The organism is Vallitalea maricola (assembly GCF_036985595.1).
GTDB classification, from domain to species: domain Bacteria; phylum Bacillota; class Clostridia; order Lachnospirales; family Vallitaleaceae; genus Vallitalea; species Vallitalea maricola.
The window spans coordinates 1-12,740 of record NZ_BTPU01000020.1 but is presented as its reverse complement, the minus strand read 5'-3'; the positions used below and the strand labels follow the sequence as shown (position 1 = coordinate 12,740).

The following is a 12,740-nucleotide window of genomic DNA, read 5'->3' as shown; positions in this document are numbered from 1 at the left end:
CTTCTTGCTAAGTAGTTTTATATACTATATAATAACTATAATGCATAAAATACAATATATAGACATTTTTATTATTGATTAGTTATCTTTTTTAAGTGCTACTCATCATATAATGAGGTGATAAATTAATGAATTATTTAACGTATATGAAAAAATTATTAAACCAACTGGAGACCATGGATCATGTTTATTCAAAGGACATACCTAATATAAGCCTGTATATGGATCAAGTAACTACTTTTATGGATGATAATCTAGGCTCCCTAAAACGTAGAGATGAAGATAAAATATTAACTAAGACAATGATTAACAACTATAGTAAAAACCATATACTGCCACCACCAATAAAGAAAAAATATTCGCCTGATCATATGATTATGCTAATATTCATTTATTATTCTAAACATGTGCTTTCCATTACTGATATTCAAAAACTTTTATCACCTATAAAAGATATGTTAGAAAACAATTCAGATTTTTCATTGGAAGAATTTTATGATAAATTATTGAATGTCCAGAAAGATGAGTTTAAACTATTTAAGCAGCATATAGAAAATACTATTGAAGTAGCAGTTAATACATTTAAAGATTCTGATATAGAAGGTAAAGACAAAGATATGTTGGAGCTGTTTAATATCATATATCTATTGACTTTACAAGCAACAGCCCAGAAACACTTGGCAGAAAAATTGATAGATAGATATTTCAAGCAAAGCTCTGACACAAAAGAGAATAAAGGGAAATAAAATAAGCTAACGTTTTAACGTTAGCTTTTCATTCGTGAAAATACCATATCATAACCGTCATTGCCATAATTCAATGACCTATTAACTCTACTTATAGTTGCAGTAGATGCCCCGGTTTTTTCTGCAATCTCTAAGTATGTATGTTGCTCCCTTAACATCTTAGCAACTTGTAGTCTTTGGGCAAGTGACTGTAATTCATTAACTGTACAGATATCTTCAAAAAACAAATAACACTCTTCAGGATTTTTTAAGTTCAATATAGCCTCAAAAAGCCTATCCAACTCATTTGATTTAATATTCTTGCTCATTTATATCCCTCTCCCTTTCTTAAGGTATAATAATAAAACCAAATGGTTTTCCCATTTACTATTATGCCCAAACTCCTTAATCAAATTTTACCACGATAAAATATTAAAGTAAAGCAATAATTTATCCTTTCAAAAATCTTTTTAATTTTTCTGTAGAAGTATTAACTATCAGCTCTTTTGGAAAATTAATTTCTTCAATAAGTTTAATTGCGCTATCGAAATTTCCAACATCGAATGATACATGAGCATCACTATTAATAACTACAGGAACATTTTCTTTCATGCATTTCTCAAGCATAATCTTTATCTTATCAGCACCTTTTCTAAACCCGTTAGGGTTCATGGAACTGTTATTTACCTCTAAGAGAACATTATGCTCTTTTGCCGCTTTAACAATTTTATCGTAATCAAGAGGATATCTTGCATCATCTGGATGTCCTATTATATTAACATAAGGATTCTTCATGGCTCCTATTATTGCATTTGTATTCTCTTCTATGTTTCCAAAATCAATACATGGTGGATGTAGGCTTGCAATTACTATATCCAATTGCTTAAGTATTACTTCACTAACATCAATATCACCATTATAATTGATTATATTAGCTTCTATACCTTTTAGTACTTCGACACCATCAATATATTGTGGTAACACTCCTAGATTACTAAAATAAAACATATGTGCTGAACCTGGCATAGCAGGTGCATGGTCAGTAATAGCTACCAACTCTAGACCTTTCTTAGCAGCTTGTTCAACCACTTCTTGCATAGTACTGTATGCATGTCCACTAACTATTGTATGAGTGTGAACATCTAGTATATAATCCATTAGATCAGATCCTTTCATTTATTACCATATAATAATCCCTATAATCCCTGCTGAAATAATATAATAAATAGGATGCTTCTTGTATTTTATCACTGCAAACATAGTAACTGCAAATAGTATTATTGATTTTATATCAAATAAATTTCCTATTATCTTAGTTTCATTGTATAGATCAATGTTAACAACGGAAACCATAGCTACATTAATAACAGCGGTAAGTATCAGACCTATAACAGTTGCTCTAAGTCCTACAAAAATTGCCTTGACAACAGGTTTCTCATTAAAATGCTTCAAAAACTTTGCTACAATAATTATAATTATAAAGCCTGGTAGTATAACTCCTATAGACGATATTAGTGACCCTAAAAACCCTGCCTGGTCATAACCTACAAAAGTAGCCATATTGATTGCAATAGCTCCAGGTGTTGATTGGGATATGGCTATCATATCAGTAAACTGTTCCTTAGTCAGCCAACCATAGGTAGTCGCTTTTTCTTGAAGTAAAGGCAGCATAGCTAAACCCCCACCATAAGTAAATAGACCGATTTTAAAAAACTCATAGAATAACCTAGCTAGGATCATTATCTTTTTCCTTTCTATAGTAAATGAATATACTTATGATTGCAGCTCCTACAATTACATATATTGGTGATATATTAAAAATCAAGACACAAACAAAAGATGCCGTAAGAAGTACTACTCCCCATATATCTTTAACAGATTTTCTGACCATTTTGTAGACTGATAGTATCAATAACGCTAAGACTGCAATTCTTATTCCCTTAAAAGCATTTGCTACTGCTGTAATCTCTCTGAACCTGTTAAAAAATATTGATATAATAACTATTATAATAATAGATGGAGATATGACTCCTAGTGATGCAGCCACCGCACCCCAGAATCCCTTTCCTTTTATACCAAGTAATGCAGATGTATTTACAGCTATTACTCCTGGAATAGATTGTGCTAATGCATAACTATCAAGAACTTCTTCTTCAGTGGACCATTTGTATTTTTCTACTAACTCTTTTTCCACTATAGGAAGCATTGCGTAACCTCCACCGATAGTAAATAACCCTATCTTAAAAAAAACCAAATAATATTTAATAATTTCTTTAAAATTATTCATCATTAATCACCTTTTAATTATTACGTCAAAACTCAACATATTTTACCATATAAACAGTTATATTTAAAGGAAAAAATCTACCAAAATAATTATAATTTTCTATTATCATTTTAAGATTATTACTATAGGTAATAAGTGTAACAGGTACAATCTAAGTTGCATAGTATATTTAATACCAAAGTAAGCAACCAACCAGCAGTTGTTTATATCACAAAATAAGGAGGATTTATTAGTGAGAAGAAAATTGGTTAGCTTAGTAGTACTTATAATTGTTGCATTATCTGCAATACTAAGTGGATGTAATAACAAAAGTAATCTTACAACTGTAAGACTTAACGAAGTTGTACATTCAATATTCTATGCTCCTCAATATGTAGCTATTGAGAAAGGTTTCTTTGAAGATGAAGGACTGGATATTGAACTAACTACAGGATGGGGAAAAGAGTACATCAGTACATAAAATCTATGATTATTTCATCTTCACTAATTACAATCTTATTAATTATTTTACTTAGAATTGCTTTCTTCTCATTTAAGGAAGCATTGCTGTATCTATCTCCTAAGCTGCTAAACTCATCATTTCTCGTATTCATTTTTATTTTTCTATCCCCATCAGAATTATAATCTGTTAATCTCTTTATTTCCATATCTAATTTTGTAAGTTTAGCCTTGTTACGATTGATATTATTAATATATATATCAACTTTATCTTTTTCACCATTTATAAAACATTCATCTATAGCTATTTCATATTTTACAATTAGTTTTTCAAGCTTACCTCTTAATAGTCTTAAGTTATTGAGTTCATTTTGTTTTATATGAATATTGCTGTTGATTCTTTCATTTAAGACTTGCTGATATCTCCTATTATTAAAATTTCTTAATTCATGTAGTATTATTTTATCAATGATAGAATCATATCTTAGTACACTGAATATATTTTTATTTGTAATATCCTTATGCTTTACTTTGTTAACCTTAGAATTAGGGCAAAAATAATAATATATTTTCAACTGTATATCCTTATTATCTTTTTTTCTATGATACTTACTTATTGAATAACCTGTTTTCAGCTTTGCTCCACATCTACAGTAGATTAATCCACTACAAAGTGCATTATCACTTATTGTTGCCGTACTTACATGAACATTTTTTCTTTTTTTACGTCTTTCTAATAAAAAACCTGCTTGATAAAAATCTTCGTTGCTTATTATTCTAAGCTCTTCGTTATATGGTTGTAACTTATATTCTTCTCTTTTGTTCTTGACTACCTTATCTCTGGTTGATTTAGTTTTATTATAAGCTTTCTGACCTATATATACAGGATTTCTCAATATTCTTGTTATAGTTGAAGCTCTCCATAAATATTGATTTTCCTTTATATCAATATTATGGTCTAATGCCTCTTTCTTTTTTCTAGTTAAATAACTGTTTTCATTTAAGTAATTAGCTATTCTTACTGTACCCATATTTTTATTAATGTATAAATCAAATATCTTTCTTACTATATTTGCTTCATTCTCATCAATAATCATCTTATTTATATACTTGCCTTTTTTATTTTTATAATTAGTATTAATTAATCTATATCCAAATGGCAACCCTCCTAAAAATTTTCCTTCTTCATTTTTATCTGCAAAAGAGGATTTGACTCTCATAGAAGTCTTGATACTTTCGAACTCAGCAGTCCAGCTATTAAAAAAATTCATTAACTTGTCCATGTGGGAATCCGTCTTGATTTCAGCATCTGTAGAAGTTTCAAATACTTTTATTTCATTATTAGACAGAACCTGTAGAATGTGAGGTGCTTCGTCTGAACGTCTGGTTAATCTATCATTATTATAGATTAATAATATATCAAACTCTTTTTTTTCCGCTCGCATAAGAATCTTAATCAATTCATATCTATCTTTTAGAGGAGTTTTAAACCCTGAAACATCAATTTCAGTGTACTCATCTATTATTTTTAGTCCATTATTTTCACAAAAATCTCTACAGCTCTTTCTCTGCATAGCTTCATCCTGCTTATTAGTACTAACCCTATACAATGCTATAGTCCTTAATCCCTTTATGTTATGATACATAAGTAACACCCCCTGCATACATACATTGAATTGTTTTTTCTAATCATTCCTGCCTATATCAACTAATATATTGAATACTCTATCCTCCACTTGTTCTTTTTCTTTGTCTTCCCCCTTGTAATTACATATAACCTTAATACCATTAACATATTTTATCTTAGTTATATTATCATTTTCCACTTGAATTTCTCCCATATTAACATATATCTATTAATATGCCTTCTATAATATGTCCTATTAATTTTATTGAAAAAATTATTGTACAAATAGAATCTATAATATAGATTTTTACATAAATACATATGGATAATTTTGACAAAATATAACATAAAATGATATAATGCATGTTATCTATATAACTAGAATTTTTTTAACGGAGGTAGTAACATGCATTGGTTCAAGAATTTGAAAATTGCAACAAAAATTTTAACTGGATTCTTATTAGTTTCTTTAATTACTGGTATTGTAGGATTTGTTGGTTATCGTGCAATGGATCTTATAATGAATGATCAATACGAGATTGCTGACGTAAGTCTTCCTAGTGTAGAATCTCTACTAATCATTAATGAAGCTCACACAGCTATCATTGCGGGAGAACGTGCATTAATTAATAATGACTTATATAACACCAAATTCATAAATGATCAATATGCTTATATTGAAAGTGCTTATGATAGGGCTGACAAAGCATGGGAAGTATACTCAGCACTCCCACAAACAGATGATGAAGCTATCATTTGGGGAGAACTAACAACAGAATGGAATAAGTGGATAGAACTAAATCAAGAAATAATAGACTTATCTAAACAAAAAGATAAGCTTATTACATCAGGTTTATCAGTTACTGATGATAAAATAGTAAAAATAGACAATCGATCACAACAAATCTCATTAAATAATAGAGAATTATTCTTAAAAATTAATAGTATGCTTGATGAGATTATTGCCCTTAACATGGAAGTGGCTAATAAAGCTAATGATAAAGGGATAGAGACATACACTACTGCTAAGTTGATAGTGCTTGGGGCAATTACTTTAGGAGTTGTAGTAGCAATCATTCTAGGTATCCTTATATCAAGAGGAATTAGAAAACCTATTAGAAAATCTATAAACATGTTAAAGGATATATCAGAAGGTGAAGGAGACTTGACCAAGAGACTTAATATATCTACTAAGGATGAATTGGGAGAACTAGCAAAATACTTCAATTTATTTGTTGACAACATACATGACATTATCTCACAAGTAAAGCTTAATGCGGATAATTTAGCAGTATCATCTAATGAGATTTCATTAGGAATGGATCATTCCAACCAAGGAATGGAAGAGATATCTAATGGCATAGCTAGTTTATCTGATAGTTCTCAGAATAATGCTAGTGTAATTGAAGAAGCAACAGCAAGCATTGAGGAATTAGCAAGTACTGCTGATATGGTTTCACAAGAAGTCAAAAATGCTTTTGAAGATAGTAATTCTGCTCTAGAATATACTAATCAAGGTGCCGATAATATTCAACAAGTAGTTAATGCAAACAATAAAGTAAAAATATCAACAGATCAAGTATACGAAGCTATTGTTACCTTAAAGGCATCATCTGACAAAATAGGTGAAATTGTAACTATAATTACCAATATTTCCGAGCAGACTAACCTACTTGCATTAAATGCAGCTATAGAAGCAGCAAGAGCTGGTGAACATGGTAAAGGGTTCGCTGTAGTTGCCGATGAAGTTAGAAACCTAGCAGAAGAAAGTAAAGAATCAGCATTAAGTATAAGTAAATTGATAGGTGAAATACAAATAAAGGCTGATAATGCTAGTTCAGCTATTTCTCAAGGACAGGAATTAGTTGACGTCAGCGTTGAAAAATCTAATGTCATTCATGATCATTTTAAGAATATACTAAGCTCAATCAAAAATATAAATGATAAGATTGAAATGATATCAGAATCATCTAATCAGCAAACCTTAGTAGCTGAAGAAATGACAAAAGCAATGGATCAGATGTCATCATCAATTCAAGAGGATGCAAGCTCCGTTCAACAGATTGACAGTGTCATTGAAGAACAAGCTAGTTCATTTGAAGAGATTGGTGCTAGTATTGAAGAGCAAAAAAACGTTGCATATACTTTAAAAGAAAAAACAGACAAATTTAAAGTAAAATAAAATTCCACTAATGTAATTACATTCTGTGAAAGTATGCAGTACACAATTCCAGTAAAAGAAGAAATGCACCGTACTCAGAAATGTTTATTAAAGAAATTTTGAGCTAACTACTCCTCTGGATGGGGCGCAGATAAATCAATGACAGCTCTAATATCTAATAACGCAGACATAGCTTTCATGGGACCAGAGGCATCTATATACGTTTTTAATGAAGGCAAAGAGGACTATGTAATCAACTTCGCACAACTTACCCAGCGAGCTGGAAACTTTTTAATTGGAAGAACTGATGAAAAATTCAATATGGAAGCTTTGAAAGGCAAAACAATAATTGGCGGTCGTCCAGGTGGAATGCCTCAGATGGTTCTAGAATACATCCTAAAAAAGAACAATATCAAACCATTTGAAGATGTAGAGATCATTACCAATATTGATTTTACCGCTACAGCTGGTTCATTTATTGGCGGTACAGGAGATTATACAGCAGAATTTGAGCCATCTGCTTCAAAAATCGAAAACGAAGGCAGAGGTCATGTAGTTGCATCTTTAGGTATTGAAAGCGGTTTAGTTCCTTATACTGGGTACATGGCTGAAAAAAGTTATATAAAAGCCAATCCAGAAACTATACAACAGTTTACCAATGCTATCTATAAGAGTCAACTTTGGGTTGATGAACATACACCTGAAGAAATTGCTGAAGTTATTAAGCCACAATTCAAAGATACTGATATGGAATTACTTATTCAGATTGTGCAAAGATATAAAGACCAAGATACTTGGAGAAAAGACCCATATTTTGAAAAAGCAGGTCTTGACCTACTTCAAAACATTCTTGATTCAGCTGGTGAATTAGATAAAAGAGTAGAATATGATAAAATTGTTACAACAGAGTTTGCTGAAGAGGCAATTAAGAATATTGAATAATCATGACCACCCGTATAACGGGTGGTTTACATTTGACTAATGTAAAATAAATATTATTGTATTTAAAAGACCAACTCGCTTATCTTAGTACTTGTATCCTTCATAGCTTCAATCACATCATCTACATTATCTTCCAAGTGCTGTTTGAAGGTTCCTGCTCCCAACACAGCAATAGGTTTGGATTCGCCAGCATATAATGGTACTCCTATACGTAGTATATTCTTATTTACGAATCCATTATCTAGAACATATCCATTTTCTAAAAAATGTGATTTTAATTGGTTCACATCATCTAATATATTATTATTATTGTTTACATATGTTTCTTCAATCCGTTTTTGCTCTTCTTCTTCAAGATGAACAATATATGGTAAAGCCCATGTGATAGATTCTTCATAATAACGGCAAGTATCAACACTCATCATTGTAATATTATCCTTGTGAGCTTGCTTTGTTAAAACAATGAATTGGTCGTTAGAATATCCTATAAGCAGTAAACTGATACCGTACCTGTTACTTAAATCCACTAAATATTTCTTAGCTACTTCCTTAAGGAAATGCCATCTGTTACTCTTCTCTGCCAAACTAAAAAATTTTAATCCTATTATATATTTGTTGTTCAAGTTTTTCTGTATATAGTCAAGATAACGTAATGTATGTAGATAACGATTCAAACTACTAACATTATAACCTGTCATGGATTGAAGCTGATTAAAACTTACTTGTTCTTCTCTTGCTATTATTTCTAATATTTTTAGCCCTTTTTCTAAAGCTGGGGCTGGTGTTAAGGACATTTTATCACCGTACCTTTCTATGTATTATATATCTTTCTTGTTTATGTAAATCAGAGCAATCAAATATAATATACCTGCTATACCGAATAGTAATTGAAAAATATCTAAAGAAAATATTTTCCATGATGGATCAATCACTCTAATGATTATTGTACTTATGTTAGTACTTAAAAAAGAAAATACTGCTGTTATAGCTGCATTAACTGCCATATATGAAAGTCTGTGCTCATGGTCAGTTAATTTTAAGTTGACGTTGAACTTAGCTATATTAAATCCTATCATAAATATACCATTTAATAAGAAAAATAAAAAGTAAATTATATGACAATCTAAAGAAATAAAAAACCATAAGAAATGTGTTGCCATAAAACATAACCCAGTATACTTAAGAATCTTCTTAAAACCATAACGGTCAACACCTGCTCCCCAAACTTTTGCAAGTAACAATTTTATTATAGCAGTAAAGCTAGATGCAAAAGCAATGAAACCATAGGAAAGCTTCACATATTTTATTGCATATATGTTAAAAAATGGTCTACCAAAATTCCATGCGAACATCCATAATAACGAGAATATAATAAATTGTCTGTACTTAGTGTCTTTTAACGGCAAGGTCAATGTTTGTTTCAGAGATAGTTTACCCTTAGTTACTAATGGATAATCTTCCAATTTAGTAATAATGAGTATTTCTCCAATAGCAAATATGATACTTACAATGAATATTATCATAAATAACCTTGTACTATGTACATAATTATCAAGAATCTTACCAACACATAATGGGATAACTATTCCAACACCATTTCCTATCAAATTACGTGTAGAGTAATATCTTCCTTTCCTGTCCATTGGTATTATTCTATCATTCCATGCTAAAAAAGTTCCTCCCATCAAAGATGTAAAAGACACTGATGTAAATATAATAAATAATAGAATGATAAACCGTGAATTCTCTAAAAAAGGTAATAACATTATCAAATAAAATATAACGAATCTTAGTGTTCTTGTAACTAATACCATCTTCTTAGGACTTCCAAACTTTTCATATATCAATGGTGAAAACAACTGAAATATATTGGTTAAAGCTATGAAGCCAAGAATATATCCCATCTCATAATCCGCCAGCCCTAGAAAAATCATAAAACTTGTTAATACGAGATTCCCTGGCATAGCTATCGCTTCAAAGATATTTCGTAATGCAATACATATTAAAAAGACATTCTTCTGCTTGATATCCAGCGTAATTTTTTTCATATATCCACCTTTGCTTTTATATATAATAGTTTAACTACTATATATGATATCACATTACCAAAAATACTTCTACCTATAATAGTATTTTTTCTCTACTTTAACCTTATATCTAACACAAAACAATATATATTCTAATACAATATAGTATATCTAAAATAAGTTGGAGGTCCATATGTCTCCTTTAGTTAAGATTCAAAATCTATCATATACGTATCACACCCCAAAAGGCGAAACAAAGACTCTAGAAAACATTAACCTTATGATTAATAAAGGAGAATTTATCAGTATTGTAGGTCCAAGTGGTTGTGGCAAATCCACTCTATTATCAGTTATATCTAGCCTGATACAGCCTTCAATTGGAGAAGTTGTCCTTGATAAGTCTTTGATAAATAATGATTCTCATTACATTGGATATATGCTGCAAAAAGATCACCTTTTTGAATGGAGAACAGTGTATAGAAATGTATTGCTTGGCTTAGAAATAAATAATAAACTGACTACTGAGAATCTTGAATATATAGATAATTTACTCAAACAATATGGTTTACATAATTTCAAAAATTATAAACCATCGCAACTTTCAGGGGGGATGAGACAAAGAGCAGCTCTTATCAGGACTCTAGCATTAAAGCCTGAAATATTATTATTAGACGAACCTTTTGCAGCACTTGATTACCAGACAAGGCTATCTGCTGGAGATGAAATAGGTACTATAATAAAAAAAGAAAATAAAACAGCTTTATTAGTAACACATGATATAGCAGAAGCTATATTTATTAAAAAGTTACTAATAAAACTGTTATTCTTAAAATGCTCTCATCTTATTAAGAGGCCATAGTCTAAAAACTACTTTACCTTCTATATTATCTTTATCTATACATCCAAAATTTCTACTGTCACAACTATATTCTCGGTTATCACCAAGAACAAATAATTGTCCTTCTGGAACTACTAAAGGAAATTCAATGTTCCTAGCATCTGTCATACCTTTTGTATAGGATTCCTCTAATTGCTCCCCATTAACAAATACTTTACCATCTCTTATGTCAACTTTATCTCCTGATAAACCTATTACTCTTTTTACATATCTCATCCTAGGATCATCCCTTTTAAATTTTCCTAAAGTGTCTTCAATACAGATACCTATTGGATTCCCCCAAAAACCTTCGGGTCTCTCTTGCAAGAATACTATGATATCTCCCACTTCTGGATCTGTAAAAATATATGATATCTTCTCAGCAAATAAAAAATCATTTTCCATTAAAGTAGTTTCCATAGAATGTTGTTGAACCTTAGTTGATGCCAATGCGTAACTCTGAATGACTACTACACTAACAATAACTATAACTGCAAATATAATAATATCTTTTACTTCTTTTAAAATTTTTTTACCCATTTATTCTACTCCAATCTTTATCTTAATAAATTACTGTAACTATAACTCTATAGTTTGTTAAGATATTTCTTCAAAATACTGTTATCCTCATCTTTTATACCTGAATAATAGAATGTCATTTTTTTATCCCCGCTACCATAAGAGTTATTATTTTTATCTAAGATATCTTTTAGGTGCCTGATAGTACCTACATTGCCATCCAATATTTTCACATGTCCCGGTAAAATCTCCCTAAAATAACTTTTATAAAATGGAAAATGTGTACAACCAAGTACAACAGAACCATACTTACTCCAATCAAACGGCTCTAACTGTTTTCTTAGATAAGGTACAACTTCTTCTTTTTCAAATATGAAATCCTCAGCATATTCAACTAGTTTTGGAAGTGCTAACGAATCAACCCTCGACTCATTATCAACTCTCTCCACCAGCTTCTGATATTTCTCTTCCTTTAGAGTCAAATCAGTTGCTGTTACGAGAATTCTCATATCTTTATCACGTTCTACAGCATATTTTACAGCAGGTTCCATTCCAATTATAGGAATATCATAGATTTTCCTTAATTCCTTGACCGCTATACTAGTAGCTGTATTACACGCAATAACTAAAACATCAATATCCTCAGATATAAGAAATTCAACCACATTATATATGTATTTCTTAACTACTTCCTTTGGCTTAATCCCATAAGGAGCATTAATTGAATCCGCATAATATATATATTCTTCATTTGGTAGCATTTTAAGGGCTTCATTTAAAACTGTTATTCCACCTATCCCTGAATCAAAAAAACCAATCCTCAATAATATCACCTTATATCTCTTACTTAACACCAATGCAACAATAGTAAACCTTCATATAGCCTAGAGTAATTATACCATGTAGTATCTAAAATATGAATGAAAATTACTATAATTATATTCTATTTCTCAATTCGAATAATTATTAATCACTTATATGTTTCAATCATATTTTCAGTTCTACTTTTATTAATTATATACCATTTAATTAATCGCTTCAACAATAAAAGCTTTTGAAGAATTGAATTTTAGTGGAAGTGGGTCGAAAAAATGTTTTGTTCGGACGTGGATTTTGAAAATAGTATATGTATATGTT

At 30.3% G+C, this 12,740-nt stretch carries 15 protein-coding genes; 5 read left to right on the top strand and 10 right to left on the bottom strand.

The window, feature by feature from the left end; genetic code table 11:
* The first annotated feature begins 128 nt into the window (after positions 1-128).
* Positions 129-746, top strand: a complete 618-nt coding sequence (locus tag AACQ14_RS06495) for a DUF1836 domain-containing protein (RefSeq protein ID WP_339362763.1) — start codon at positions 129-131, stop codon at positions 744-746.
* A gap of 20 nt (positions 747-766) precedes the next feature.
* On the opposite strand, the gene AACQ14_RS06490 is transcribed toward AACQ14_RS06495, so the two are convergent.
* The 4 genes from AACQ14_RS06490 to AACQ14_RS06475 form a co-directional block, all read right to left on the bottom strand.
* Positions 767-1,054 (bottom strand): YerC/YecD family TrpR-related protein, encoded by a 288-nt coding sequence (locus AACQ14_RS06490; RefSeq protein WP_339362762.1) that lies wholly within the window; start codon positions 1,052-1,054, stop codon positions 767-769.
* Positions 1,055-1,175: 121 nt separating this feature from the next.
* A complete protein-coding gene (locus tag AACQ14_RS06485; protein ID WP_339362874.1) occupies positions 1,176-1,883 on the bottom strand; it encodes a phosphatase in 708 nt (235 codons plus the stop codon).
* Positions 1,884-1,904: 21 nt separating this feature from the next.
* Positions 1,905-2,465 carry a chromate transporter gene (locus tag AACQ14_RS06480; protein ID WP_339362761.1) on the bottom strand — a complete coding sequence of 187 codons (561 nt, stop codon included), beginning with the start codon at positions 2,463-2,465 and terminating at the stop codon, positions 1,905-1,907.
* The gene (locus AACQ14_RS06475) at positions 2,452-3,012 is read right to left on the bottom strand and encodes a chromate transporter (RefSeq protein ID WP_339362760.1); all 561 of its coding nucleotides are present in this window, start codon (positions 3,010-3,012) and stop codon (positions 2,452-2,454) included. The genes AACQ14_RS06480 and AACQ14_RS06475 overlap by 14 nt, the downstream gene beginning before the upstream one ends.
* A gap of 232 nt (positions 3,013-3,244) precedes the next feature.
* On the opposite strand from AACQ14_RS06475, the gene AACQ14_RS06470 reads away from it, so the two are divergent.
* Positions 3,245-3,472, top strand: coding sequence for an ABC transporter substrate-binding protein (locus tag AACQ14_RS06470; protein ID WP_339362759.1), 228 nt, complete (start codon positions 3,245-3,247; stop codon positions 3,470-3,472).
* Here the strand turns inward: AACQ14_RS06470 and AACQ14_RS06465 are convergent.
* Complete coding sequence (locus tag AACQ14_RS06465) at positions 3,462-5,096, bottom strand: recombinase family protein (RefSeq protein WP_339362758.1); 1,635 nt, start codon at positions 5,094-5,096, stop codon at positions 3,462-3,464. The genes AACQ14_RS06470 and AACQ14_RS06465 overlap by 11 nt on opposite strands.
* 39 nt (positions 5,097-5,135) lie before the next feature.
* Positions 5,136-5,276, bottom strand: coding sequence for a hypothetical protein (locus tag AACQ14_RS06460; RefSeq protein ID WP_193774383.1), 141 nt, complete (start codon positions 5,274-5,276; stop codon positions 5,136-5,138).
* A 207-nt stretch (positions 5,277-5,483) separates the two neighbouring features.
* Here AACQ14_RS06460 and AACQ14_RS06455 point away from each other — a divergent pair, with 207 nt between their 5' ends.
* Positions 5,484-7,259, top strand: coding sequence for a methyl-accepting chemotaxis protein (locus tag AACQ14_RS06455; protein WP_339362757.1), 1,776 nt, complete (start codon positions 5,484-5,486; stop codon positions 7,257-7,259).
* 138 nt (positions 7,260-7,397) lie between these two features.
* Complete coding sequence (locus AACQ14_RS06450; protein ID WP_339362756.1) at positions 7,398-8,180, top strand: ABC transporter substrate-binding protein; 783 nt, start codon at positions 7,398-7,400, stop codon at positions 8,178-8,180.
* 62 nt (positions 8,181-8,242) lie between these two features.
* On the opposite strand, the gene AACQ14_RS06445 is transcribed toward AACQ14_RS06450, so the two are convergent.
* Together AACQ14_RS06445 and AACQ14_RS06440 are read right to left on the bottom strand one after the other, a co-directional pair.
* A complete protein-coding gene (locus AACQ14_RS06445; protein ID WP_339362755.1) occupies positions 8,243-8,974 on the bottom strand; it encodes a helix-turn-helix domain-containing protein in 732 nt (243 codons plus the stop codon).
* A 24-nt stretch (positions 8,975-8,998) separates the two neighbouring features.
* Positions 8,999-10,228: an MFS transporter gene (locus AACQ14_RS06440; protein WP_339362754.1), complete on the bottom strand. Its 1,230-nt coding sequence runs from the start codon at positions 10,226-10,228 to the stop codon at positions 8,999-9,001.
* 172 nt (positions 10,229-10,400) lie between these two features.
* On the opposite strand from AACQ14_RS06440, the gene AACQ14_RS06435 reads away from it, so the two are divergent.
* Complete coding sequence (locus AACQ14_RS06435) at positions 10,401-11,066, top strand: ABC transporter ATP-binding protein (protein ID WP_339362753.1); 666 nt, start codon at positions 10,401-10,403, stop codon at positions 11,064-11,066.
* Here AACQ14_RS06435 and lepB read toward each other — a convergent pair.
* On the bottom strand, positions 11,034-11,624 hold the full coding sequence (lepB, locus tag AACQ14_RS06430) for a signal peptidase I (RefSeq protein ID WP_339362752.1): 591 nt from the start codon (positions 11,622-11,624) through the stop codon (positions 11,034-11,036). The genes AACQ14_RS06435 and lepB overlap by 33 nt on opposite strands.
* Positions 11,625-11,671: 47 nt before the next feature.
* Positions 11,672-12,427, bottom strand: a complete 756-nt coding sequence (gene murI, locus AACQ14_RS06425) for a glutamate racemase (RefSeq protein WP_339362751.1) — start codon at positions 12,425-12,427, stop codon at positions 11,672-11,674.
* Positions 12,428-12,740: the final 313 nt, after the last annotated feature.